Source organism: Rhodococcus sp. Z6_132, from assembly GCF_058133635.1.
This window is the reverse complement of record NZ_JBYUNP010000002.1, coordinates 1,234,406-1,258,808: the sequence shown is the minus strand read 5'-3', so window position 1 is coordinate 1,258,808 and position 24,403 is coordinate 1,234,406. Positions and strand designations below refer to the sequence as shown.

22 protein-coding genes and 1 pseudogene are annotated in these 24,403 nt (G+C 73.3%); 16 read left to right on the top strand and 7 right to left on the bottom strand.

Annotation, left to right across the window (positions count from 1 at the left end; translation table 11 throughout):
• The first annotated feature begins 13 nt into the window (after positions 1–13).
• On the top strand, positions 14–775 hold the full coding sequence (rnc, locus tag AC3YO9_RS12640; RefSeq protein ID WP_489983376.1) for a ribonuclease III: 762 nt from the start codon (positions 14–16) through the stop codon (positions 773–775).
• Positions 776–1,660 (top strand): annotated as a pseudogene (gene mutM / locus AC3YO9_RS12635) (bifunctional DNA-formamidopyrimidine glycosylase/DNA-(apurinic or apyrimidinic site) lyase); the annotation flags it as partial.
• Positions 1,661–1,685: 25 nt separating this feature from the next.
• Here the strand turns inward: mutM and AC3YO9_RS12630 are convergent.
• Both AC3YO9_RS12630 and AC3YO9_RS12625 read right to left on the bottom strand, forming a co-directional pair.
• On the bottom strand, positions 1,686–2,954 hold the full coding sequence (locus AC3YO9_RS12630; protein WP_489983375.1) for a bifunctional lysylphosphatidylglycerol flippase/synthetase MprF: 1,269 nt from the start codon (positions 2,952–2,954) through the stop codon (positions 1,686–1,688).
• The gene (locus tag AC3YO9_RS12625; RefSeq protein ID WP_127782710.1) at positions 2,951–3,148 is read right to left on the bottom strand and encodes a hypothetical protein; all 198 of its coding nucleotides are present in this window, start codon (positions 3,146–3,148) and stop codon (positions 2,951–2,953) included. Before AC3YO9_RS12625 ends, AC3YO9_RS12630 begins: the two co-directional genes overlap by 4 nt.
• 18 nt (positions 3,149–3,166) lie before the next feature.
• Between AC3YO9_RS12625 and AC3YO9_RS12620 the strand changes: the two genes are divergently transcribed.
• From AC3YO9_RS12620 to AC3YO9_RS12595, 6 genes are all read left to right on the top strand, one after another.
• Positions 3,167–3,463 (top strand): acylphosphatase, encoded by a 297-nt coding sequence (locus AC3YO9_RS12620; protein WP_127782711.1) that lies wholly within the window; start codon positions 3,167–3,169, stop codon positions 3,461–3,463.
• Positions 3,464–3,482: 19 nt separating this feature from the next.
• Positions 3,483–7,070 carry a chromosome segregation protein SMC gene (smc, locus tag AC3YO9_RS12615; RefSeq protein ID WP_489983374.1) on the top strand — a complete coding sequence of 1,196 codons (3,588 nt, stop codon included), beginning with the start codon at positions 3,483–3,485 and terminating at the stop codon, positions 7,068–7,070.
• Between the two features lie 79 nt (positions 7,071–7,149).
• Positions 7,150–8,577 (top strand): signal recognition particle-docking protein FtsY, encoded by a 1,428-nt coding sequence (gene ftsY, locus AC3YO9_RS12610; RefSeq protein ID WP_489983373.1) that lies wholly within the window; start codon positions 7,150–7,152, stop codon positions 8,575–8,577.
• A 220-nt stretch (positions 8,578–8,797) separates the two neighbouring features.
• On the top strand, positions 8,798–10,198 hold the full coding sequence (locus AC3YO9_RS12605) for an ammonium transporter (protein WP_127784739.1): 1,401 nt from the start codon (positions 8,798–8,800) through the stop codon (positions 10,196–10,198).
• Positions 10,199–10,200: 2 nt separating this feature from the next.
• Positions 10,201–10,539, top strand: coding sequence for a P-II family nitrogen regulator (locus AC3YO9_RS12600; protein ID WP_127782714.1), 339 nt, complete (start codon positions 10,201–10,203; stop codon positions 10,537–10,539).
• 186 nt (positions 10,540–10,725) lie between these two features.
• Positions 10,726–13,071, top strand: coding sequence for a [protein-PII] uridylyltransferase (locus tag AC3YO9_RS12595; RefSeq protein WP_489983372.1), 2,346 nt, complete (start codon positions 10,726–10,728; stop codon positions 13,069–13,071).
• On the opposite strand, the gene AC3YO9_RS12590 is transcribed toward AC3YO9_RS12595, so the two are convergent.
• The 5 genes from AC3YO9_RS12590 to AC3YO9_RS12570 form a co-directional block, all read right to left on the bottom strand.
• Positions 13,061–14,629 carry an acyl--CoA ligase family protein gene (locus AC3YO9_RS12590; protein ID WP_489983371.1) on the bottom strand — a complete coding sequence of 523 codons (1,569 nt, stop codon included), beginning with the start codon at positions 14,627–14,629 and terminating at the stop codon, positions 13,061–13,063. The genes AC3YO9_RS12595 and AC3YO9_RS12590 overlap by 11 nt on opposite strands.
• 30 nt (positions 14,630–14,659) lie before the next feature.
• Positions 14,660–15,283: a DUF5701 family protein gene (locus AC3YO9_RS12585; RefSeq protein WP_489983370.1), complete on the bottom strand. Its 624-nt coding sequence runs from the start codon at positions 15,281–15,283 to the stop codon at positions 14,660–14,662.
• A gap of 63 nt (positions 15,284–15,346) precedes the next feature.
• The gene (locus AC3YO9_RS12580) at positions 15,347–16,426 is read right to left on the bottom strand and encodes an NAD(P)H-dependent amine dehydrogenase family protein (RefSeq protein WP_489983369.1); all 1,080 of its coding nucleotides are present in this window, start codon (positions 16,424–16,426) and stop codon (positions 15,347–15,349) included.
• Positions 16,427–16,468: 42 nt separating this feature from the next.
• Positions 16,469–17,059 (bottom strand): carboxymuconolactone decarboxylase family protein, encoded by a 591-nt coding sequence (locus tag AC3YO9_RS12575; RefSeq protein WP_489983368.1) that lies wholly within the window; start codon positions 17,057–17,059, stop codon positions 16,469–16,471.
• On the bottom strand, positions 17,056–17,916 hold the full coding sequence (locus AC3YO9_RS12570) for an SDR family NAD(P)-dependent oxidoreductase (RefSeq protein WP_489983367.1): 861 nt from the start codon (positions 17,914–17,916) through the stop codon (positions 17,056–17,058). The genes AC3YO9_RS12575 and AC3YO9_RS12570 overlap by 4 nt, the downstream gene beginning before the upstream one ends.
• 197 nt (positions 17,917–18,113) lie before the next feature.
• Here AC3YO9_RS12570 and ffh point away from each other — a divergent pair, with 197 nt between their 5' ends.
• The 8 genes from ffh to lepB all read left to right on the top strand — a co-directional run bounded on the left by ffh (position 18,114) and on the right by lepB (position 24,349).
• Entirely contained in the window at positions 18,114–19,673 is a 1,560-nt protein-coding gene (ffh, locus tag AC3YO9_RS12565) for a signal recognition particle protein (protein ID WP_127782721.1), read from the top strand.
• A gap of 2 nt (positions 19,674–19,675) precedes the next feature.
• Positions 19,676–20,761, top strand: a complete 1,086-nt coding sequence (locus tag AC3YO9_RS12560; protein WP_489983366.1) for an amidohydrolase family protein — start codon at positions 19,676–19,678, stop codon at positions 20,759–20,761.
• A 199-nt stretch (positions 20,762–20,960) separates the two neighbouring features.
• A complete protein-coding gene (gene rpsP, locus AC3YO9_RS12555) occupies positions 20,961–21,410 on the top strand; it encodes a 30S ribosomal protein S16 (RefSeq protein ID WP_489983365.1) in 450 nt (149 codons plus the stop codon).
• Entirely contained in the window at positions 21,407–21,646 is a 240-nt protein-coding gene (locus AC3YO9_RS12550) for an RNA-binding protein (protein WP_127782724.1), read from the top strand. The genes rpsP and AC3YO9_RS12550 overlap by 4 nt, the downstream gene beginning before the upstream one ends.
• A gap of 37 nt (positions 21,647–21,683) precedes the next feature.
• A complete protein-coding gene (rimM, locus tag AC3YO9_RS12545; RefSeq protein ID WP_127782725.1) occupies positions 21,684–22,208 on the top strand; it encodes a ribosome maturation factor RimM in 525 nt (174 codons plus the stop codon).
• A gap of 3 nt (positions 22,209–22,211) precedes the next feature.
• Positions 22,212–22,958, top strand: a complete 747-nt coding sequence (gene trmD / locus AC3YO9_RS12540; protein ID WP_489983364.1) for a tRNA (guanosine(37)-N1)-methyltransferase TrmD — start codon at positions 22,212–22,214, stop codon at positions 22,956–22,958.
• 186 nt (positions 22,959–23,144) lie between these two features.
• Positions 23,145–23,486, top strand: a complete 342-nt coding sequence (gene rplS / locus AC3YO9_RS12535; protein WP_127782727.1) for a 50S ribosomal protein L19 — start codon at positions 23,145–23,147, stop codon at positions 23,484–23,486.
• 146 nt (positions 23,487–23,632) lie between these two features.
• The gene (lepB, locus tag AC3YO9_RS12530) at positions 23,633–24,349 is read left to right on the top strand and encodes a signal peptidase I (protein ID WP_489983485.1); all 717 of its coding nucleotides are present in this window, start codon (positions 23,633–23,635) and stop codon (positions 24,347–24,349) included.
• Positions 24,350–24,403: the final 54 nt, after the last annotated feature.

The window sequence follows — 24,403 nt, the reverse complement described above, 5'->3', positions numbered from 1 at the left end:
CGCGGGATCAACGGTGGGTAGCAAGCACACAGACGGAGCGGTTCTCGACCGCGGTCCGCTGCTGACGGCACTCGGGGTCGATCTCGACCCCGAGCTGCTGACGCTCGCACTCACGCACCGCTCGTACGCGTACGAGAACGGTGGCCTGCCGACCAACGAGCGGCTGGAGTTCCTCGGGGACTCCGTGCTCGGGCTGGCAGTCACCGAGCGGCTCTACCGCACCCTGCCGGACAAGTCCGAGGGTGTGCTCGCCAAGATCCGGGCCAGCGTGGTCAACATGCACGCGCTGGCCGGGGTCGCCCGCACCCTCGGCGAGGGTGGGCTCGGTGCGTACCTCTTGCTGGGCAAGGGTGAAGAGCTCACCGGCGGCCGGGACAAGACCAGCATCCTGGCCGACGGCATGGAGTCGCTGCTGGGGGCCATCCACCTGCAGCACGGCATCGAGACCGCCCGCGAGGTGGTGGAGCGGCTGTTCGACACGCTGCTCACCGAGGCGCCGCTGCTGGGGGCCGGCCTGGACTGGAAGACCAGCCTGCAGGAGCTCACCTCCGAGCGCGGCCTGGGCGTGCCCGTCTACGACGTGCAGTCCAGCGGCCCCGATCACCTCAAGGAGTTCCAGGCGCGCGTGCTCGTCTCGGGGGACACCCTGGGGGTGGGCTCCGGCCGCAGCAAGAAGGAGGCGGAGCAGAAGGCCGCCTCCACCGCCTGGCGCGCCCTGTCGGCGGCCGAGACCCCCGTCGAGGCTGAGGGAACCACCTCCCCCTCCGGAGCCTGAGTGCCCGAGCTGCCCGAGGTCGAGGTGGTCCGTCGCGGCCTCGTCGAGCACGTGGTCGGCCACGTCGTGGAGTCCGTCGAGGTTCGCCACCCCCGCGCGGTGCGGCGCCACCTCGCCGGCGCCGACGACCTCGTGCTCGGCCTGCTCGGCGCGCGCCTGGTCAGCGCCGACCGTCGGGGCAAGTACCTGTGGCTGCAGGCCGACACCGTCGAGCGCGGTCGGCAGGCCGTGGTGGTGCACCTGGGCATGAGCGGGCAGATGCGAGTGCAGCCGGTGGGCGCCCCGGACGAGAAGCACCTGCGCATCCGGGTGCGGCTGCGGGCCACCGCCGACGAGCCGGCCAGCGAGCTGCGGTTCGTGGACCAGCGCACCTTCGGCGGCTGGGCGGTGGAGGAGCTGGAGCCGGTGGACGGCGTCCTGCTGCCCCGCCCGGTCACCCACATCGCCCGCGACCCCCTGGACCCCGACTTCGATGCCGAGGCCGTGGTGACCGCGATGCGGCGCAGGCACACCGAGGTCAAGCGGGCGCTGCTGGACCAGACCCTGGTCTCCGGCATCGGCAACATCTACGCCGACGAGGCCCTGTGGCGCGCCCAGCTGCACGGCCGGCGCCCCACCGACCGGCTCAGCCGCGCCCAGGCCCGCGAGCTGCTCAGCCGGGCCGCCGAGGTGATGCGCGAGGCGCTGGCCCAGGGTGGGACGTCCTTCGACGCGCTCTACGTCAACGTCAACGGTGACTCCGGCTACTTCGACCGCTCGCTGGCGGCCTACGGCCAGGCGGGCCGGCCGTGCCCGCGGTGCGGGCGCAGCATCGCGCGGGAGAGCTTCATGAACCGCTCCTCGTTCAGCTGCCCGTCCTGCCAGCCGCCGCCGCGGGCCCGCCGCAGCAGCAGCCGGACACCCACCGGCCTCAGCTCCGCCGGCGGTGCGGGACGAACTCCAGCACCAGGAACGCGGCCAGCACGAACGCCACCTGGCGCAGCCTGACCATCGCGAACCGCTGTCCGTCCAGCGCCCGGAACTTGCGCACGAAGCGGTACAGCGACTCGATGCGGATCAGCGGGTCGAGCAGGTGGGTGGCGACGTACACCGCCTGCTGGCCCGCCCCCCGGTGGGTGGACTCGAAGATCTCCGGGAACGCCGCGAACGCCAGCGACACCTTCTCCCCGCCGTGCTCCTTGCCGTGGTGCACCATGTCCACGCTGAGCCGCTCGTCCACCCCGTTGGGGGCGTCGGCGGAGCGGTAGGGCACGTCCAGGGTGAGCATGCGGCCCTCGTCGGCCGTGGCGTAGCGGTGGAACGCCACCGCCCGCCCCTCGGCGTCGCGGGCGATGGCCAGCAGGATGCCGGGCGTCCGGCCGTCGAGCAGGTGGTCCAGGATCATCGAGAAGCCCCGGTTGGCGTGCCGGTGGTCGCTGCTGGCGACGAGCCGGCGCAGCTCGGCCAGCGTCTCCTTGTCCAGGCCCCGCTCGGAGCGGACCTCGGTGGTGATCCCCGCGTTGTGGGTGCGCTGCACCGCCTGGCGGAGGTTGCGCCACTGCCGGCCCTGCAGGGTGAAGGAGGCGACGTCGATCACCACGTCACGCCCGATGGGCACCGTCCGCAGCCCGTGCCTGCTCCACAGCGGTGCGCAGTACTCGCCGGCGGCGAGCACCGCCACCCGCCAGCCGTTGCTGCGGCAGTGCGCCTGGAACTCCTCGATGAGGTCGGCGAAGTCGGTGCGCTCGCCCACCGGGTCCCCGGCGACGGCGGCGATGCCCAGGCGGGCCCGGTAGCCGAGCGCCGCGGTGCCGTCGCTGTTGAAGAAGTAGCCCTTGGCCGAGTGCATCACGAAGGGCGCCAGCGGGTCGTCCCGGGAGCGGTTGACCAGTGCGAAGACCCGGCCCAGCTCCTCGGGCGCGGCCTTGGCCGTCTTGGGGAACACCAGCACGGCACCGGCCAGGGCCAGGGCGATGAAGCCCAGCACCCCTCGGCCGCTGTCGTAGGCCAGCCGGGCGATGACCGCCAGCGCGATGGCGCCGAGCACGTGGTTGCGGGTGAGCGGCCGCCGCAGGTAGAGCCCGCGCAGCAGGAAGAAGATGGCCAGGCCGAGCGCGTAGGGCCAGGACCACTGCAGGTCGCCGAGGCGTCCGACGGTCTGGTCCTGGGTGGTGTCCAGGAACGAGGCGAGCCCGCTCACCCGGGATCCTGGCGCTTCTTGACCTCCAGGATGGCCGCGGGCACCCGGCCGTCGGCGTCGATCGGGGTCCACGGCTCGCTGGGCACCCACTGCGAGCCGCACCCGGCACAGACGTGCAGGTCTTCCTCCGCGCGGCTGGCCCGCCAAGAACACAGCGAGCGGCAGGCGTTGACGACCAACCCGCGCTGTCCCACCCCTGCAGAATAGGCGGCATGCCTGATCCGACGACCGACACGCTTCCCGTCCGCCTCGCCGCATGGGTGCACGGTCACGTGCAGGGCGTCGGCTTCCGCTGGTGGACCCGCTCGAGGGCGCTGGAGCTGGGCCTGGTGGGCAGCGCCAGCAACCAGCGCGACGGTCGGGTGCTGGTGGTCGCCGAGGGCCCCCGCGCGCAGTGCGAGCAGCTGCTGCAGGCGCTGCGCGGGGGCGCGACCCCGGGCGCCGTGGACACCGTGGTGCACACCTGGGAGCCGGCGCGCGGCGGCCTGCACGGCTTCGTGGAGCGGTAGCGCCGGGTACCGTTCCCTGGTGCACCTGAAGAGCCTCACGCTGAAGGGATTCAAGTCCTTCGCCTCGGCCACCACGCTGCGCTTCGAGCCTGGAATCACCTGTGTGGTGGGGCCCAACGGGTCTGGCAAGTCCAACGTGGTTGACGCGCTCACCTGGGTGATGGGTGAGCAGGGCGCCAAGGCGCTGCGCGGGGGCAAGATGGAGGACGTCATCTTCGCCGGCACCTCCGGGCGCGCCCCGCTGGGCCGCGCCGAGGTCACCCTCACCATCGACAACTCCGACGGCGCCCTGCCGATCGACTACGCCGAGGTGTCCATCACCCGGCGGATGTTCCGCGACGGCGCCAGCGAGTACGAGATCAACGGCAGCTCGTGCCGGTTGATGGACGTGCAGGAGCTGCTCAGCGACTCCGGCATCGGCCGGGAGATGCACGTCATCGTCGGGCAGGGACGCCTGGCCAGCATCCTGGAGTCGCGGCCGGAGGACCGCCGCGCCTTCATCGAGGAGGCGGCCGGCGTCCTCAAGCACCGCAAGCGCAAGGAGAAGGCGCTGCGCAAGCTCGACTCCATGCAGGCCAACCTGGCGCGGCTGGGCGACCTGACCACCGAGCTGCGCCGCCAGCTGAAGCCGCTGGGCAAGCAGGCCGAGGTGGCGCGCCGTGCGCAGACCGTGCAGGCCGACCTGCGCGACGCCCGGCTGCGCCTCGCCGCCGACGACCTGGTGACCCGCCGCGCCGAGCTGGACCGCGGCGTCACCGACGAGGCCGCCGCCCGCGCCCAGCAGGAGCAGGTGCAGGCCGAGCTGGCCCGCGCCGAGCAGCAGGTGGCCGTCAGCGAGGCCCTGGTGGCCGAGCTGGCCCCGGCCGCCACGGCTGCGCAGGACACCTGGCTGCGGCTGTCGGCCCTGCAGGAGCGGATGAGCGCCACCGTGCGGGTGGCGGCCGACCGGGCCCGCCACCTCAGCGCTCCGGTGGCCGACACCCGCCCCGGCCGCGACCCTGAACAGCTGGAGGCCGAGGCCGATCGCGCCGCCGAGCTGGAGGCCGAGCTGGAGGCGGCGATGGTGGCCGCCCAGGCCGAGCTGGCGACCGCGCAGCAGCGGCGCACCGAGCTGGAGCGGGCGCTGACCACCGCCGAGAAGGCACACCTGGCCGCGGTGCGGGCCATCGCCGACCGGCGCGAGGGCCTGGCCCGGCTGTCCGGGCAGGTGGACACCCTGCGCTCGCGCAGCGAGTCCGGCGCCGCCGAGATCGAGCGGCTGAGCACCTCCATGGCCGAGGCGCGCGCCCGCGGCGAGGAGGCTGCGCGCGAGTTCGCGGCGGTGCAGGCCGAGATCAGCGACCTCGACGCCGGCGAGCTGGGGCTGGACGACCGTCACGAGCGGGCGGTGGCCGCGCACGCCGCGGCCCAGCAGCGGGTGAGCGAGCTGCTCGAGGCCGAGCGCGAGGCGGGCCAGGCGGTGGCCTCGGGCCGCGCGACGGTGGCGGCGCTGTCGGTGGGGCTGGCCCGCAAGGACGGCGCTGGGTGGTTGGTCGAGCACCACCAGGTGCTCGGCACCGCCGCCCAGCGGCTGCGGGTGCGCACCGGCTACGAGGCGGCCGTGGCGGCCGCGCTCGGTCCGCTGGCCGACGCGGTGGTGGTGGCCGGCCAGCAGGCGGTGCTGCCCGCGCTGGAGGCGCTCAAGGCCGCGGACGGTGGACGGACCGGGCTGCTGGTGACCGACGCCGCGGCGCCACTCGGGCAGCGCCCCGCCGTGGCGCTGCCCGACGGCGCACGCTGGGCCGGTGAGCTGGTGGACTGCGACGACGCGCTGCGCCCCGCGGTGCAGGCCCTGCTGTGCGACGTCGTGGTCGTCGAGCAGCTCGACCAGGCGGACGCCCTGACCGCCGCCGGGGTGCGGGTGGTGACCCAGGAGGGTGACCTGCTGGGCGCCGGGTGGGCGCTGGGTGGCTCGGACCGTCCGGCCAGCACCCTGGAGGTGCAGGCCGCGGTGGACGAGGCGACCGCCGCCGTGCAGGCCGCCGAGCAGCGCGCCGAGCAGCTCGCCGGTGCCCTCACCGGCGCGCGGGAGGAGGAGAAGGAGCGGGCACAGAACGTCGACCTGACCCTGGCCGCGCTGAACGAGTCCGACGCCGAGCTCGCCGCGGTGGCCGAGCGCCTCGGTCGGCTGGGCCAGACCGTGCGCACCGCGGAGAGCGAGGTGGCCCGGCTGGCCGCCCAGCGGGAGAAGCTGGAGACCGCTCGGGCGGAGCGGCTCACGGCGCTGGCCGAGCTGGAGCAGCGCCTGGCCCACGCCCAGGCCGAGCCGGGGGAGGACGAGCCCACCACGGCCGAGCGCGACGCAGCCGCCGTCGCGCTGAGCACCGCCCGCGCCGCCGAGGTGGAGGCCCGGCTGGCCCTGCGCACCGCGGAGGAGCGAGCCGGGTCGGTGCGCGGCAGGGCCGACGCCCTGCGGCGCAGTGCCCGTGCCGAGCGCGACGCCCGGGTGCGGGCGGAGAACGCGCTGCGCACCCGCCGGCACGCTGCCGCGGTGGCCGAGGCGGTGGCCGAGGGCGGGCAGCGGGCGCAGCAGCACGTGCAGCAGGTGCTGGCCGCGGCGGTGGCCGAGCGCGACGCCGTCACCGCGCGCCGCACCGCGGCCGAGGCGGAGCTGCGCGTCACGCGGGAGAGCACCCGCGGCCTGGCCCAGCGGCTCGCCGAGCTCACCGACGCGGTGCACCGCGACGAGGTCGCCAGGGCCCAGGCGGCGCTGCGGGTGGAGCAGCTGGCGGAGACGATCGTGGCCACCCACGCCATCGGCCTGGACGAGCTGGTCGCCGAGTACGGCCCGGACGTGCCGCTGCCGCCCACCGCGCAGGAGCTGGCCGAGCACGCCGCCGCCCGGGAGCGCGGCGAGCAGGTGAGCGCCCCGCCGCCCATGCCCTACGACCGCGCCACCCAGGAGCAGCGGGTGGCCCGCGCCGAGCGGGACCTGCGCACCCTGGGCAAGGTGAACCCGCTGGCGCTGGAGGAGTTCGCCGCCCTGGAGGAGCGCTACCAGTTCCTGGCCACCCAGCTGGAGGACGTCAAGGCCACCCGCAAGGACCTGCTGGGCGTGGTCGCCGACGTGGACCGACGGATCCTGGAGGTGTTCACCGCGGCCTACCACGACGTGGCGGCGGAGTTCGGCGCCGTGTTCGCCACGCTGTTCCCCGGCGGGGAGGGCCGGCTGGTGCTGACCGACCCCGACGACATGCTCACCACCGGCATCGAGGTGGAGGCGCGTCCACCGGGCAAGCGGGTCAAGCGGCTGTCCCTGCTGTCCGGCGGTGAGAAGTCGCTGACCGCGGTGGCCATGCTGGTCGCGATCTTCCGGGCGCGGCCGTCGCCGTTCTACGTGATGGACGAGGTGGAGGCGGCGCTGGACGACACCAACCTGCGGCGGCTGATCACCTTGTTCGAGCAGCTGCGGGAGCGCTCCCAGCTGATCGTCATCACCCACCAGAAGGCGACCATGGAGGTTGCCGACGCCCTGTACGGGGTGAGCATGCGGGGGGACGGCATCACCACCGTCATCTCCCAGCGGATGCGCAGGCAGCCCACGGGCGAGCCGGCACCCGCCGGCTAGTCCCGCCCTGTCGCCCGGGGGCTCCCTCCCCACTGGGCCGTTAGGGTCTCGGCGGCCGGCGACTGGCACGATGGCGCTCGTGGAAACCTGGGTCTGGATCGTCATAGCCGTAGCCGCGCTGCTCATCCTGCTGCTCGTGGCGGGGCTGGTGCTGCGCCGTCGTCGTCAGGTGCGCCTCTCGGTGGGGCAGCGAGAGAGCACCGCCACCCCGACCGGCTACCGCGCGGACAGACCGATCAGCTTCAGCGGCGGGTCCACGGCTCCGCCTGCTCCGTCGCCGGTGGCACCCACCCTGCCGGAGACTCCAGAGTCTCCGGAGACCGAGCGCGAGCCGGCGGTCGGCGACGACGCGTCGATCCCGCGCGACTCCGAGCGCCGCACGCTGGTCAACGTCGACCTGCCCGACGCCGAGACGGCCGCGGCCGCGCCGCGCGCACCGGTGGAGACCGAGACCGCTGCACCCGAGACCGCAGCACCCGAGACCGAGACCGCAGCGCCCGAGACCGCAGCACCCGAGACTGAGACCGAGACCGCCGAGACCGAGACGGTCACGCCGGAGCCGACGGCGGAGCCCCGTGAGGAGATCGCCCCCACGGCGGGCCGGCTGGACCGGTTGCGCGGACGGCTCTCGCGCTCCCAGTCCGCCGTCGGGCAGAGCCTGCTGGGCCTGCTCGGCGCCGGCGACCTCGACGAGGACTCCTGGGAGGAGGTCGAGGACACCCTGCTGATGGCCGACCTCGGCACCGCCACCACCGTCGCGGTGGTCACCGAGCTGCGCGAGAAGATCGCCAGTCGCAACGTCCGCACCACCGAGCAGGCCCGTGCCCTGCTGCGCGAGGTCCTGGTCAACCAGCTGCACCCGGAGATGGACCGCTCCATCGCCGCCCTGCCGCACGCCGACCACCCGTCGGTGCTGCTGGTCGTGGGGGTCAACGGCACCGGCAAGACCACCACCACCGGCAAGCTCGCCCGGGTGCTGGTGGCCGACGGCCGGCGCGTGCTGCTCGGTGCGGCAGACACCTTCCGCGCCGCCGCGGCCGACCAGCTGCAGACCTGGGGCGAGCGCGTGGGCGCCGAGGTGGTGCGGGGCAAGGAGTCGGCCGACCCGGCCGCCGTGGCCTTCGACGCGGTCGCCAAGGGCACCGAGCTGGGCGTGGACGTGGTGCTCATCGACACCGCGGGACGCCTGCACACCAAGACCGGGCTGATGGACGAGCTGGGCAAGGTCAAGCGGGTGGTGGAGAAGAAGGCCGCGGTGGACGAGGTGCTGCTGGTGCTGGACGCCACCACCGGCCAGAACGGCCTGCTGCAGGCCCGCGTGTTCTCCGAGGTGGTCACCGTCACCGGGGTGGTGCTCACCAAGCTCGACGGCACGGCCAAGGGTGGCATCGTCTTCCAGGTGCAGCGCGAGCTGGGCGTGCCGGTCAAGCTGGTGGGCCTGGGCGAGGGTGCCGACGACCTGGCTCCCTTCGTCCCGGAGGCGTTCATCGACGCCCTGCTGGGCTAGCCCGCCGCGCCCGGTGACGCGGGCGCGGCCGTGAGGACCAGGCGAACCTGTGTGACTGCCGTAAACACGGACGTAACATGAGCGCCCCATCGTTCATCTCTGGGCAACAGTGGTGCTGCACAGGGGAAACACCGAACGGGGACTCTCTCCTCACAACCAGAGCCAGGGGGCATGCCCTAGGCCGGGGCAGGAGGAGGCAAGCCAGGTGAACTTCCCGACGATGGGCGTTCCGGACACAGGCGACACCGCGTGGATGCTGATCAGCGCGGCGCTTGTGCTGTTGATGACGCCAGGACTGGCGTTCTTCTACGGGGGCATGGTCCGAGCCAAGGGCGTGCTCAACATGATGATGATGAGCATCAGCGCCATGGGGGTCGTTGGCGTGCTCTGGGTGCTCTACGGCTACTCGGTCGCCTTTGGCGAGGACAAGGGCAACCTCATCGGTGACCCCACCCAGTACTTCGGGCTCAAGGGACTGATCAGCGGCAACGGCTCCGCGGCCGTCGCGGAGGACGCTGCCGCCGGCATCGAGGCGGCCGACGTGGTGAACATCCCGCTGGTCGGCACCATGCCCGCCACGGTCTTCGTCGCCTTCCAGGCGATGTTCGCCATCCTCACCGTCGCCCTGATCTCTGGTGCGGTCGCCGACCGGATGAAGTTCAGCGCCTGGCTGGTCTTCGCGGGTCTGTGGGCCACGATCGTGTACTTCCCGGTGGCGCACTGGGTGTTCGCCTTCGACGGGGTCACCGCCGAGACGGGTGGGTGGATCGCCAACAAGCTCGCTGCCATCGACTTCGCCGGTGGTACCGCGGTGCACATCAACGCCGGTGCGGCCGCGCTGGTCCTGGTGCTCGTCCTCGGCAAGCGCCGCGGCTGGCCCAAGGACCCGATGCGCCCGCACAACCTGCCCTTCGTGATGCTCGGCTCCGGCCTGCTGTGGTTCGGCTGGTTCGGCTTCAACGCCGGCTCCGCCACCAGCGCCAACGGCACCGCGGGCACCACCTTCATCACCACCGTCGTCGCCACCTGCATCTCGATGCTGGCCTGGCTGCTGGTGGAGCGCGTCCGGGACGGTCACGCCACCAGCCTCGGCGGTGCGTCGGGCATCGTCGCCGGCCTGGTCGCCATCACCCCGGCCTGCTCCTCGGTGAACGTGCTGGGTGCGCTGGTCATCGGTGCGGTCGCCGGCGTGTTCTGCGCCCTGGCCGTCGGACTGAAGTACCGCTTCGGCTACGACGACTCGCTCGACGTGGTCGGCGTCCACCTGGTCGGTGGAATCATCGGCACCCTGCTGGTCGGCCTGGTGGCCACCTCGGAGGCTCCGGCCGGTGTCGACGGACTGTTCTACGGTGGCGGCGTCGACCAGCTGTGGCGCCAGGCGGTGGGTGCCGGCGCAGTGCTGGCCTTCTCGCTGGTGGTCACGGCGATCATCGCCCTCGCCATCAAGGTGACCATGGGTCTCCGCGTGGAGGACGAGGCTGAGATGATGGGGATCGACGAATCGCAGCACGCTGAGTCCGGCTACGACCTTGCACCGATCAGTGGTGGTGCACTGGGCATGACCGGGGGACAGTCAAAGCCGAACTCGATCCTGGCAGCATCTGCCAGCAAGGAGGCCTGATCATGAAGCTCATCACGGCGATCATCAAGCCGTTCACGCTCGAAGACGTCAAGACTGCGCTCGAGCAGCTGGGCGTGCTCGGCATGACCGTCAGCGAGGTCCAGGGCTACGGCCGGCAGAAGGGCCACACCGAGGTCTACCGCGGTGCCGAGTACTCGGTGGACTTCGTGCCCAAGGTGCGCGTGGAGGTCGTCGTGGACGACTCGGTGGCCGACAAGGTCATCGACGTGGTCGTCGAGGCCGCGCGCACCGGCAAGATCGGGGACGGCAAGGTCTGGTCCTCCCCGGTGGAGACCATGGTGCGGGTGCGCACCGGTGAGCGGGGCCCGGACGCGCTGTGACGCGTCCACGGTGACCAGCCTCCCTGCACGACGTCGCGGACCCTCGTCCGCCGGAACTCCCGGTTACGCACCGGTGAGGGCCCGGCGGGCGGGGGTCCGTGCCTGTGTGGGCGTGTCTGGCCCACCTCGCTGACGGACCCACCTCGCTGACCGGCCTACATCTCTGACCAGGACGGAGCTCCACCCATGCAGCCCGACTACGACCCGGTGCACGACCTCGTCGAGGGGCGGGCCAAGCTTCTGGCCAACGGCGACGCGCTGTCGGCCGCCGAGCTGCGCGCGGCCCTGCTCACCCTGCACGAGCACTGGCTGGTGCAGCGCGCCGACGAGCTCGGCATCACCGCCGGCAGCGGCATGGCCATCATGGCCGTCGGCGGGCTGGGCCGGCGCGAGCTGCTGCCGCACTCCGACCTCGACCTGGTGCTGCTGCACGGCAAGGGCGCCCCGAGCGGCATCGCCGAGATCGCCGACCGGCTCTGGTACCCGCTGTGGGACGCCCACGTGCAGCTCGACCACAGCGTGCGCACCCCGGCCCAGGCCCTGGCCGTGGCCGCCGAGGACGTCACCGCGGCGCTGGGCATGCTGGAGCTGCGGCCCATCGCCGGCGACACCGAGCTGGCCGGCGGGCTGGTTGGCTCGGTGTACGCCCAGTGGCGCAGCGGCATCCGCAGCCGCCTGGACGAGCTGGCCGAGCAGGCCCACGAGCGCTGGGAGCGCGTGGGGGAGGTGGCTCACCGGGTGGAGCCTGACCTCAAGCACGGCCGCGGTGGGCTGCGCGACCTGCAGCTGCTCTCCGCGCTGGCTGCCGCCCAGGTGATCAACCGGACGCCCGGGCTCAGCGAGCACTCGCCCGGCGGCGGACTGCCCCGTGCGCACGCCCTGCTGCTGGACGTGCGCACCGAGCTGCACCGCGTGTCCGGCCGCGCCCGCGACGTGCTGCGCGCGCAGGACGCCGACGAGATCGCCGTCGCGCTGGGCCGCGGTGACCGCTTCACCCTGGCGCGGGAGCTCAGCGACGCCGCCCGCACCGTCAGCTACTCGGTGGAGGTGGGCCTGCGCACCGCCCGCAGCGCGCTGCCCCGCCGCGGCCTGGCCACCCTGCGCCGCGCCCCCGTGCGCCGGCCGCTGGCCGAGGGCGTGGTGGAGCATGGGGGCGAGGTGGCGCTGGCCAAGGGGGTGCGGGCCGGCACCGATCCCGCGCTGTCGCTGCGGGTGGCCCTGGCGTCGGCCCGCACCGGGCTGCCCATCGCCGGCTCCACCCTCAACGCGCTGGCCGATGCCCCGCCCCAGGAGGCCCCGGTGTGGCCGCGGCCGATGCTGGCCAACTTCCTCGCCCTGCTGGGCACCGGGCGGGCGGTGATCGGCTCCATCGAGGCCCTCGACCGCGCCGACCTGTGGTGCACCCTGGTGCCGGAGTGGTCGACGGTGCGCGACCTGCCGCCCCGCGACGCCGCCCACGTCTGGTCGGTGGACCGCCACCTGATGGAGACGTGTGCCTACGCCGGCTCGCTGACCACCCGGGTGTCGCGGCCGGACCTGCTGCTGGTGGGCGCGCTGCTGCACGACATCGCCAAGGGGCTGCCCGGTGACCACAGCGAGGTCGGCGCCGCGATGATCCAGCCGATCGCCCGCCGGATGGGTCTGCCCGAGGCCGACGTGCAGACGCTGTCGGCGATGGTGCGCCACCACCTGCTGCTGCCGGTGACGGCGTCCCGCCGCGACCTCAACGACCCCGCCACCATCGAGGCCGTGGTGGACGCCGTGGGCGGCGACCGCGTGCTGCTGGAGCTGCTGCACGCCCTCACCGAGGCGGACTCCCGCGCCACCGGCCCTGGCATGTGGGGCAGCTGGAAGGCGTCCCTGGTGGAGCAGCTGGTGAGCCGCTGCCGGCTGATGACCCGCGGCGAGCCGCTGCCGGAGATGGAGCCGCTCTCGGCGGAGCACCGCGCGCTGGCGGAGGCCGGCAAGCTGTCGGTGACGCTGGAGCCGGCCACCGCGGACACCCCCATGCTGGTGCGGGTGGTGGCCCCGGACGCCCACAACGTGCTCGCTGCCGCTGCCGGCGTGCTGGCCCTGCACTCACTGCGGGTGCACTCGGCGTCGGTGCGCGAGCACGCCGGCGCCGCGGTGGACACCTTCATGGTTTCGCCCCGCTTCGGCAGCCCGCCCGACGTGGCTCTGCTGCGCCAGGACCTGGCCCGAGCGCTGCGCGACGACGCCGAGCTGGCCCAGCGGCTGGCGGCCAAGGAGGCCACCTACGGTGAGCACGCCACCGACGGCACCGAGTCGCGGGTGCTCTGGGTGGACGAGGGCGTCGGCCCGGCCGTGCTGGAGCTCCGCGCGGCCGACCGGACGGGGCTGCTCTACCGGGTGGCCGCCGTGCTGCAGCAGCGCGGGGTGCAGATCGAGTGGGCGCGCGTGGAGACGATGGGCTCGTCGGTGGCGGACGCGTTCGGCCTGCACCTGGGCGACGCCGACACCCCAGTGCTGCGCGAGGAGCTCACCGCGGCGGTGCTGGCCGTCACCCGCTGAGCGCTCCGTCGTCGTGCAGCTGCCCGCGGAGCCGGAACTTCTGGATCTTGCCGGTGCCGGTCTTGGGCAGCGGCCCGAAGTGCACCTGCTTGGGCGCCTTGAAGTGGGCCAGGCGGGCACGGACGTGGTCGATCAGCTCGCGCTCGGTGGCCTCAGCCCCCTCGCGCAGCACCACGAAGGCGGCCACCGACTCGCCCCACCGGGGGTCGGGCGCGGCGACCACCGCGCTCTCCAGCACGGCGGGGTGGGAGTCCAGCGCCTGCTCCACCTCGATGGAGGCGATGTTCTCCCCACCGGAGATGATCACGTCCTTGGAGCGGTCGCGGAGCTCGACGTAGCCGTCGGGGTGCAGCACGCCGATGTCGCCGGTGCGAAACCACCCCTCGTGCTCGGCGGCCCTGGTGGCGTCCGGGTCGCGGTAGTAGCCGAGCATCACGTTGTTGCCGCGCAGCAGCACCTCACCGGTGGTGGCGGCGTCGGCGGGCACGTCGGCCCCGGCGGAGTCCACCACCCGCAGCGGCAGGCTCACCAGGTTGGCCACCCCCTGACGGGCGCGCAGCCGCGCCTGCTCGCCCACGTCCAGGTCGTCCCACTCCGGGCGCCAGTCACAGATCGCGGCCGGGCCGTAGGTCTCGGTGAGCCCGTACAGGTGGGTGACGTCCAGGCGCAGGGCGGCCATCCGCTCCAGCAGCGCAGGTGAGGGCGGAGCGCCCCCGGTGCACACCGTGACGGTGCGCTCCGCCGGGGCAGCGTCGGGCGAGCCCGCCACGCCGACCAGCACGGTCGGCGCGGCGCACAGGTGGGTGATGCCCTCCTCGCGGATCGCCTGCCACACCGTGTCGGCCGCGACGGTGCGCAGCGTGTGGTGCACCCCGCCGGCCGCGGTGACCGCCCACGGGAAGCACCACCCGTTGCAGTGGAACATCGGCAGCGTCCACAGGTACACCGACCGCGCGTCCAGCCCAGTCTGGGCGGTCATGGCCAGCGCCTGCAGGTAGGCCCCGCGGTGGGAGTACATGACGCCCTTGGGCTTGCCCGTGGTGCCGCTGGTGTAGTTCAGCGACAGCAGCGACCACTCGTCGGTCACCGGCACCCGCAGCGGCTCCGCGGCCGCCAGCAGCGCCTCGTAGCCGTCCTCCGGCCCGCCGGCGACCACCAGCCGCACCGCGGGGTCCACCAGCGCGTGCACGGCGCGGCCGAGCTCGAGCAGGTCGGCGTCCACCACCAGCACCACCGACCCGGCGTGGGTGACGATCCAGGCCAGCTCGGCGGCGCTGAGGCGGGTGTTCAGCGCGTTCAGCACTGCACCGGCCATCGGCACCCCGTAGTGCGCCTCCAGCGCCACCGCCGAGTTCGGCGCCAGCACCGACACCCGGTCGCCGGGGCGCACCCCGATGCTGGCGAGCGCCCCGGCCAGGCGGTCGCATCGCTCAGCCAGCTCGCCGTAGGTGCGCCGGACGTCGCCGTCCACCAGCGCCAGCCGGTCGGTGTGCACCACCCGGGCGCGGTCCAGGAACGCGGTGGGCGTGAGGGGGACAGGGCCAAAAGGCGTGGTCACAGGCCTGAGCGTAAGCCTGCGGGTGCCGTGTCAGCCGATGCGAGCGGCGGCTGAGGCCATGCCCAGCCAGGTGTGCGGGTTGCCGCCCCAGCACCAGCCCAGTCGCGGCGCGCCCTTGCTCACCCAGACCCCGGTGACCCGCTTGTCGCCGGCCCGGGAGCCGAGCATCTGGAAACAGGTGCGCTCGCGCAGCCACTCCGGGTGCTGCACCGCCACGGCCAGCCCCTCCTCCAGGGCCAGCGGCGTGCGCCCAGTTCCCAGGATCGTGCTGAGCGCGTCGTCGGGGCGGACGTTGCGGGTCTCCTCCCCGGCGTCCACGTCGACCAGCAGGTACAGCGGTGCCTCGGGCAGCTCGACGTCGGCGGTGGGCACGAACCGGGCCAGGTCGTCCGCTGCCATGGTGGTGAAGCCGGTCTTGGCCCTCAGCCGGGCCAGCTCCACCAGCCGCTCCGGCGCCAGCAGCTCCCGGTTGGTGACCAGCACGAAGGGCTCGGCGGGCAGGTGCTCGCGCAGCGGGGCGGCCAGCGTGCGCAGCCGGTCCTCGGTGATCCCGGCGAGGGTGGGAAAGCCAGCGTCGACGAGCCGGTCCAGCTGCCGGTCGAGCTCGGCCGTGGCGGAGGGGCTGGGGGTGCGGGCTGGGCTGGCGACAGACATGGGGCACTCCTCCTCGGCAGCGGCGGTGCGAGGTCAACGACCGAGCGCCCGGCGAAGTTCCGGCTAGCGGCGCGGACGGACCATCCCCCGGCCGGTGACCAGCGGTAGGTCGAGAGCGGTGCGCAGCCCGGGGGCCGCGGCCACCACTGCGGGGATCGCGTTGACCAGCCGCATCGCGGTGGCGTTGAGGGTGGCGTCGTTGTGCACCCCGGTGGGCGAGTGCGCCACCAGGTCCAGGGTGTAGCTGGGCTCGCCGGTGATCTCCACCCGGTAGCTGCCCTCCGGTCCGGCCGGCTGGGGCCAGTGCGGCGCCAGGTCGGAGCGCAGCCGGGTGACGTGCTCGAGCACCAGCACCGCGGCCCCGTCCACCATGCCGCGGACGGCGAAGCGCAGTGCGGCTGCGGTGCCCTCGGCGATGGGGCCGGAGCGGATGGTGAAGGTCTCCGGGGCGGGGAGGCGCTCGTGCACCTCGGTGACCTCGTCCAGCTCCACCCCGAGCCCGGCGGCCAGCTGGCGCACCACGCTGCCCCAGGCCAGCGACAGCACCCCGGGCTGCAGCAGCATCGGCGTCTCGTCCATCGGCCGGCCGAAGCCCATGATGTCGAACAGCACGGTGGGGTTGTCGTAGGTGGCGTAGTCCACGATCTCCGAGCACCACACCTGCTCGATCTCCCGACAGGTGCCGGTGAGCACCAGCGGCAGCCAGTCGTTGGCGAAGCCGGGGTCGATGCCGTTGACGAACAACGAGGCGCCGCCCTCGGCCGCGGCTCGGCTCAGTGGCTCGTAGACCTCCGGCGGCAGCACGCCCACCGGGTACTGCAGGAAGACCGGCCCGCTGGCCACCACGTTGATCCCGGCACGCAGGAACCCGGTCAGGTCCGCCAGTGCCTCGGACAGCCGGTTGTCGCTCATCGCGGTGTAGACGATGCAGTCGGGCTGCAGCGCCAGCAGCTCGGCGGCGTCGTTGCTGGCGGGCACCCCGAGCGCGGTGTCCAGCCCGGCCAGCTCCCCGGCGTCGCGGCCCACCTTGGCGGGGTCGGACACCCAGACGCCGACCAGCTCCAGCTCCGGGTGCGCGGCCACACCGGCCACCGCGTGCCGGCCCACGTTGCCGGTGCTCCACTGCACCACCCGAGCGCCCATCGCCGACCCCCTGACTGTGGTGCACGTCACCGTGCGGCGAGGCTAGCCGGTGCGTGGCAGCCGGCGGGGACGGAGCGCGGCCGGCAGCAGCCGGCGTCGCGCCTCGTCCGGCTGGATGCGCAGGGCGGTGATGGTGGTGGCCAGCATCTCGTAGTGACCCACCAGCAGGCACAGCTCGATGCACTGCGGCTCCTCCAGGTGCCCGCGCAGCTGGGCCCAGGTGGCGTCGTCGAGGTCCAGGTGGGTGTGCAGGGCGTCCACTGCGTGCAGCAGGGTGCGCTCGCGGGCCGACCAGCCCGGCGCGTCGGGGCCGTCGGCCACGCGCTGCAGGTCAGCGTCGGTGACTCCGGCGCGGCGGCCCAGCCGGACGTGGTGCTCGTGCTCGTAGCGGTTGCCGCGCAGGTGGGCCACCCGCAGGATCACCAGCTCGCTCTCCCGCCGGGGGAGGGTGCCGCCGGGCATCAGCCTCCCGGCGAAGTGCAGCCAGCCGCGGAACAGCCGGCGGTGGCGACCCAGGGTGGTGAGCAGGTGTGGGGCAGAGGTGCCCGCGGTGAGCCCAGCGAGCTGGGCGAAGCCCCAGGTCGCGAACCCGATGTCCGTGCGGCCACCGGGAGCGACGCGGGGCGTGCTCACGCGTGGTCGCCGGGCTGGGCGGTGGTGAGCGGGGCGTTCTCGGTGCGCGCGATCCGCAGGCTGTCCTGCAGGCCGTTCTGGGTGGCGCGGTCGGTCACCCGCTGGGCCAGCGAGCGGATGTGCAGCACCGGTCCCACCCAGCCAGGCGCCACCACCCGGCGGGAGCGGCGGGCGATGCCCCGCTCGAGGGCGTCCACGCCCAGCGACAGGGGTGCCACCTTGGACAGCGGCTTCTTCTTGCTCAGCGCCGTGGCTGCCTCGGTGCCGAACCCGCGGCTGGTCATGTCGGTGTCGAGCTCGGCGAAGTAGGCCAGGCCGACCTTGGCGCCCGAGGCGGCCAGCTCCACCCGCAGGGTGTTGCCCAGCGCCTCGACCGCGGCCTTGGAGGCGCTGTAGGCGCCGAGCAGCGGGGCCTGCACGGCCGACGCCAGGGACGACACCGCCACTGCGTAGCCGCGGTCGTGGCTGATGTGCGGGCCCGCCGCGCGCAGCAGGTAGTAGGTGCCCAGGACGTTGACCTGCAGGGTGCGCTCCAGCACCGACGGGTCGCCCCCGAGCATCGGCATCTGGGCGGCCACGCCGGCGTTGGAGACCACCACGTCCAGTCCACCGAGGCGCTGCACCACCTCGGCGACGGCGGCATCCACCTCGGCCTGCACCGCGACGTTGCACTCCAGCCAGGGCGCGTCCCCACAGCCGCGGGCCACCTCGGCGAGCAGCGCCGGCTCCAGGCCGATCAGGGCCACCCGCGCCCCGCGCTCGTGCAGCCGCCGGGCCAGCGCGGCTCCGATGCCGCGGGCGGCTCCGGAGATGAGGACGCGGCGTCCGCTGAGGTCAGAGGGCTCGGAGTGAGGCATGACGCCCAACCTAACAACATTCGTGACACCAGTGTTCGTTACGGCGGGCCGACGGGGGGCGCGCGGGTGCCGTCCGGTGGTGCGGGCCCGCGCGGAACACCCGGGGTGAGGTGGGCCGACTAGGCTGTCGTCACCAACCCGCCCGGCGTCACCGCCGGGGGGACCCCCGCCCAGCAATTGCAACGGGAGCGCGCTCGGTGTTCGAATCCCTCTCCGACAGACTGACAGGCACGCTGAAGGACCTGCGTGGCAAGGGCCGGCTCTCCGACGCGGACGTTGATGCCACGTCCCGCGAGATCCGCCTGGCCCTGCTCGAGGCCGACGTCGCGCTGCCCGTCGTGCGTGCCTTCGTGGCCAAGGTCAAGGAGCGCGCCAAGGGCGCGGAGGTCTCCGGCGCGCTGAACCCGGCACAGCAGGTCGTCAAGATCGTCAACGAGGAGCTCGTCACCATCCTCGGTGGCGAGACCCGCAGGCTGACCTACGCCAAGAACCCGCCGACGGTGATCATGCTGGCGGGCCTGCAGGGTGCGGGAAAGACCACGCTGGCCGGCAAGCTCGCCGCGTGGCTGCGCAAGCAGGGCCACACCCCGATGCTGGTGGCCTGCGACCTGCAGCGCCCCAATGCCGTCACCCAGCTGCAGGTGGTCGGTGAGCGTGCCGGCGTGCCGGTGTTCGCCCCCGAGCCCGGCAACGGCGTGGGTGACCCGGTGGACGTGGCCCGGCGCGGCATCGCCGACGCCCGCGCCCGCCAGTACGACGTGGTCATCGTGGACACCGCCGGCCGCTTGGGCATCGACTCCGAGCTGATGCAGCAGGCGGCGGACATCCGTGACGCCGTGCAGCCGGACGAGACCCTGTTCGTGCTCGACGCCATGGTCGGCCAGGACGCCGTCACCACCGCCAACGCCTTCCGCGACGGCGTGGGCTTCACCGGCGTGGTGCTCACCAAGCTCGACGGCGATGCCCGCGGTGGCGCCGCGCTGAGCGTGCGCGAGGTCACCGGCCAGCCCATCCTGTTCGCCTCCACCGGGGAGAAGCTGGAGGACTTCGACGTCTTTCACCCCGACCGGATGGCCAGCCGCATCCTCGGCATGGGCGACGTGCTCAGCCTCATCGAGCAGGCCGAGCAGGTCTTCGACCAGGAGCAGGCCGAGGCCACCGCGGCGAAGATGGGATCCGGCCAGCTCACGCTGGAGGACTTCCTCGAGCAGATGATGGCTGTGCGCAAGATGGGGCCCATCGCCAACCTGCTGGGCATGCTGCCCGGGGCGGGCGACATGAAGGAGGCCCTGGGCCAGGTCGACGAGAAGCAGCTGGACCGCATCCAGGCGATCATCCGCGGCATGACCCCGGCCGAGCGGGCCGACCCGAAGATCATCAACGCCTCCCGCCGGCTGCGCATCGCCAACGGCTCCGGCGTCAAGGTCTCCGACGTCAACCAGCTGGTGGACCGCTTCTTCGACGCCCGCAAGATGATGGCCCAGATGTCCGGTCGCTTCGGCCTGCCCGGCTCCGGTGGCGGCCAGCGCAAGGCGGTGCGCGGCAAGAAGGGCAAGAAGGGCAAGAAGGGCGGGCGCGGGCCCACCCAGCCCAAGGTGCGCGGTGGCTTCCCGGGCATGCCGGGTGGCCTGCCCGCCGGGCTGGACCTGCCGGGCCTGGCCGGCTCCGGTCCCGCCGGGTCGATCAACGAGCTCCCGCCGGGCCTGGCCGGGTTCGACCCCTCCCAGCTGAAGCTGCCCAAGTCACCGAAGAAGTGACCGTGGCGGGGGGAGCGCCGAGGTGGCACCTGCAGGGCGTGGCCCTGCCGGACGGCGAGCCCACCGAGCTGTGGGTGGCCGACGGCCGGATCAGCACCGAGCCGGTGGCCGGCGCGGAGACGCTGTGCACCTCCGGGTGGATCCTGCCGGGGCTGGTGGACGCGCACTGCCACGTGGGCATCGGCCCGCAGGGCCCGGTGGAGCTGGACGAGGCCTACGCGCAGGCGGAGACCGAACGCGACGCCGGGGTGCTGCTGCTGCGCGACGCCGGCTCGCCGGTGGACACCCGCGGCTTCGACGCCCACGACGAGCTGCCGCGCATCATCCGCGCCGGCCGCCACCTCGCCCGGCCCAAGCGCTACATCCCCACCCTCGGCATCGAGCTGGACGACGAGGCGCTGCTGCCCGAGGCAGTGGCCGCGCAGGCCGCCGCCGGAGACGGCTGGGTAAAGCTGGTGGGGGACTGGATCGACCGGGAGACCGGCGACCTCGCTCCACTCTGGAGCGACGAGGTGCTGGTGGCGGCGATCCGTGCCGCCCACGACGCCGGCGCCCGGGTGACCGCGCACGTCTTCGGCGAGGAGGCGCTGCCCGGGCTGGTGCGGGCGGGCATCGACTGCCTGGAGCACGGCACCGGGCTCACCGACGACGTCATCGACCTGATGGTGGAGCACGGCACCGAGCTGGTGCCCACCCTCATCAACATCGAGAACTTCCCGTCCATCGCCGACGGGGCGTCGAGGTACCCGCGCTACGCCGCGCACATGCGCGACCTGCACGCCCGGGTGGGTGCGACGGTGCGCAGCGCCGTGGAGGCGGGCGTGCCGGTGTACGCGGGCACCGACGCCGGCGGCGGCATCAAGCACGGCCGCATCGTGGACGAGGTCGTCGCCCTGCACCGCTGTGGGCTCAGCGCGCACGACGCCGTGGGCTCGGCCAGCTGGGACGCGCGCACCTGGCTGGGCCGCCCCGCGCTGCAGCACGGCGCCTCGGCGGACCTGCTGGTGTACGACACCGACCCGCGCACCGACCTGGACGTGCTGCGCAGCCCGGCGCACGTGCTGCTGCGGGGACGCCGGCACGCCTGAGCGCGCCCACCCGCCCCAGCGCGGCGACAGGCCGGGATTCGGCTGTCGCGGGGCAACGTGGCAAGATGGGAGGCTGCTCGCCGCGCCAGGCCACCTGTGACCTGGCGGGGCGGTCACACCCCCCAACTGCAAAACCGGATGGGCACGCTCGTGCGCATCGCTGAATTGCACCGTGACCAACTGCTAGGAGCACTACTTCGTGGCTGTCAAGATCAAGCTCATGCGACTCGGCAAGATTCGCTCGCCCCACTACCGCATCGTGGTCGCCGACTCGCGCACCCGCCGCAACGGCCGCGCCATCGAGACCATCGGCAAGTACCACCCCAAGGAGGAGCCGAGCCTCATCGACATCGACTCCGACCGGGCGCAGTACTGGCTGGGCGTCGGCGCGCAGGCGACCGAGCCCGTCGAGGCGCTGCTGAAGATCACCGGTGACTGGCAGAAGTTCAAGGGCCTGCCCGGCGCCGAGGGCACCCTCCGCACCGCCGCGCCCAAGCCCTCCAAGCTGGAGCTCTTCCAGGCGGCGCTCGCCCAGGCCGACCAGGAGCCTGCCGGCGAGGCCACCACGCCCAAGAAGAAGGCCAAGAAGGCTGACTCCGAGGCCGCAGATGCCAAGGCCACCGAGGCCAAGGACGCCGACGCGAAGTGACCGTCGTCGCTGACGCCGTGGAGCACCTGGTGCGCGGCATCGTCTCCAACCCTGACGACGTCCGCGTCGACATGGTGACGGGGCGGCGGGGTCGCACCATCGAGGTGCACGTGAGCCCGGACGACCTCGGCAAGGTGATCGGCCGTGGTGGTCGCACCGCCACGGCGCTGCGCACCCTGGTCAGCGCCATCGGTGGTCGCGGCGTCCGCGTCGACGTCGTCGACACCGACCGCTGAGCACTCCAGCGGTTCAGCAACGAAGCAGGGACAAGTAGTGGAGCTGGTCATCGGCCGCGTCGCGCGCGCTCACGGCGTGCACGGCGAGGTGGTCGTCGAGGTACGCACCGACGACCCGGAGGAGCGCTTCGCTGCCGGCACCGTGCTGCACGGGCGCAAGCCCCGTGCCAAGCAGGGTGCCAGCTACACGGTGGCAGCCGCCCGGAACCACTCCGGGCGGCTGCTGCTGCGTCTGGAAGAGGTGGCCGACCGCGCCGCGGCCGACGAGCTGCGCGGCACGCTGTTCCTCGTCGACTCCGCCGAGCTGCCGCCCTCGGACGAGCCCGACGCCTTCTACGACCACGAGCTCGAGGGCTTGTCGGTGGTGCTGGCGGACGGCTCCGCGGTGGGCACCGTCCGGGAGGTGCTGCACACCCCGGGCGGCGAACTGCTGTCGGTGCGCCCGGCCGGGGCGGACAAGGGGGAGCACCTGGTGCCGTTCGTCGCAGCCATCGTCACCGAGGTGGACCTGCAGGCGGGCACCGTCACCATCGACCCGCCCGACGGCCTGCTGGAGGTCTGAGCGGTGCGGGTGGACGTGGTCACCATCTTCCCCGAGTACCTCGAGCCGCTGCGGACGTCGTTGCTGGGCCGGGCGATCGAGCGCGGCCTGGTGGAGGTCGGCGTGCACGACCTGCGGGACTGGACCCACGACGTGCACAAGGCCGTGGACGACTCGCCCTACGGGGGCGGGCCGGGCATGGTGATGAAGCCCACGGTGTGGGGGCCGGCGCTGGACGACGTGTGCGCCGGCGACCCGCCCCCGCTGCTGGTGGTGCCCACCCCGGCGGGCATCCCGTTCACCCAGCAGCTGGCCCAGCAGTGGTCGACCGAGCCGCGACTGGTGTTCGCGTGCGGGCGCTACGAGGGCATCGACCAGCGCGTGGTGGACGACGCCGCCCGCCGGATGCGCGTGCAGGAGGTCTCCCTCGGCGACTACGTGCTCATCGGCGGCGAGGTCGCGGTGCTGGTGATGGTGGAGGCCGTGGTGCGGCTGCTGCCCGGGGTGCTGGGCAACAAGCAGTCGGCGCTGGAGGACTCCTTCTCCGACGGGCTGCTCGAGGGCCCCAGCTACACCCGGCCGGAGACCTGGCGCGACCTGGAGGTGCCCGCGGTGCTGCGCAGCGGTGACCACGCCCGGATCGCGGCCTGGCGGCGCGAGCAGTCGCTGCGTCGCACGGCCGAGCGTCGCCCGGACCTGCTCGACGCGGCCGCCCGGGAGCAGCTCGGCCTGCCCGCAGTCCCTGACGGCGATCCGGTCCGGGGCGGCTAGGGCCTCGTCGCGGGACCCCGCAGTTTCGCGGAGCGGGGGGCCGTCTGGCACACTTGAGTGGTTGCCTCGTGCAGGCAGCAATCTCGAGACTCATTCCATTGCCCGAAATTACCGAGCAGGGAGCGCGGCGTGCACCTCGGTGCGCGACCCACCTGCCGACGTCACTACTTTGAGGACGGACCACCGATGAACACCCTGGACTCCCTGGACGCCCAGTCGCTGCGCAGCGACATTCCGGAGTTCCGCCCCGGCGACACCCTCAACGTGCACGTGCGCGTCATCGAGGGCACCCGCGAGCGGGTCCAGGTCTTCAAGGGTGTCGTCATCCGTCGTCAGGGCGGTGGCATCCGCGAGACCTTCACCGTCCGCAAGGTCTCCTTCGGCGTCGGCGTGGAGCGCACCTTCCCGGTGCACAGCCCCAACATCGCCCAGATCGAGGTCGCCACCCGCGGTGACGTGCGTCGCGCCAAGCTGTACTACCTGCGCGAGCTGCGCGGCAAGGCCGCCAAGATCAAGGAGAAGCGCTGACCTACAGGCCTTGTGGGCCGGGGAGGGGCTAGCCTTCCTCCGTGCCCGGGGTCTACAGCGACAACAGCTTCTTTGCCGCGTCGCCCGAGAACACCGAGCCTGCCCCGCAGGAGACGGTCTCGGAGCGCCGGCGCAGACGACCGAGGTTGACCCGCACACCGGGTCGGCCTCGGTCGTTTCTGCGTGAGCTGCCCGTGCTGCTGGTGGTGGCGCTGCTGATCAGCCTCACCGTGCAGCACTTCGTGGCCAGGGTCTACGTGATCCCGTCGGCGTCGATGGAGCCCACGCTGCACGGCTGCCCGGGGTGCTCCAACGACCGCGTGGTGGTGGACAAGCTCACCTACCGCTTCGGCGAGATCACCTCCGGCGAGGTGGTGGTCTTCACCGGCCCGCCCAGCTGGACCAACGACTTCCAGGCCGACCGCTCGGGCAACGGCGCGCTGCGCCTGCTGCAGGAGGCCGGGTCCCTGGTGGGGCTGGCGCCACCGGACGAGCGCGACTTCGTCAAGCGGGTGATCGCCACCGGCGGGCAGACCGTGCACTGCTGCGACGACCTGGGGCACGTGGTGGTGGACAATCAGCCGCTGGCCGAGCCGTACGTGGTCAACGACTTCCCGTTTCCCACCGGGGAGGCCAGCTGCAGCACCCCGCTGCGCTCGGGACGCTGCTTCGACCCGGTGACCGTGCCGGAGGGCAGCCTGTGGGTGATGGGGGACAACCGCAGCAGCTCGGCCGACTCCCGGGTGCACGGACCCATCTCGGTGGCCGACGTGGTGGGCCGTGCGCGGCTGGTGGTGCTGCCGGTGGGGCGCTGGCAGGTGATCGACGCGCACGAGCCCCGGGCCGCGGACGCACCGCGCTGACACCGATCGGCTCCCGCCGTCCGTGAGCGGGCGGCGTGGCGTGCTCTAGCCTTG

Excerpts from the sequence above, each read along its gene's own strand:
- AC3YO9_RS12595 (WP_489983372.1), top strand. The coding sequence starts at position 10,726 with ATGCAGCCCGACTACGACCCGGTGCACGACCTCGTCGAGGGGCGGGCC.
- AC3YO9_RS12605 (WP_127784739.1), top strand. The coding sequence starts at position 8,798 with ATGGGCGTTCCGGACACAGGCGACACCGCGTGGATGCTGATCAGCGCG.
- rplS (WP_127782727.1), top strand. The coding sequence starts at position 23,145 with ATGAACACCCTGGACTCCCTGGACGCCCAGTCGCTGCGCAGCGACATT.
- AC3YO9_RS12580 (WP_489983369.1), bottom strand. The coding sequence starts at position 16,426 with ATGGGCGCTCGGGTGGTGCAGTGGAGCACCGGCAACGTGGGCCGGCAC.
- AC3YO9_RS12585 (WP_489983370.1), bottom strand. The coding sequence starts at position 15,283 with ATGTCTGTCGCCAGCCCAGCCCGCACCCCCAGCCCCTCCGCCACGGCC.
- AC3YO9_RS12620 (WP_127782711.1), top strand. The coding sequence starts at position 3,167 with ATGCCTGATCCGACGACCGACACGCTTCCCGTCCGCCTCGCCGCATGG.
- AC3YO9_RS12570 (WP_489983367.1), bottom strand. The coding sequence starts at position 17,916 with ATGCCTCACTCCGAGCCCTCTGACCTCAGCGGACGCCGCGTCCTCATC.
- AC3YO9_RS12600 (WP_127782714.1), top strand. The coding sequence starts at position 10,201 with ATGAAGCTCATCACGGCGATCATCAAGCCGTTCACGCTCGAAGACGTC.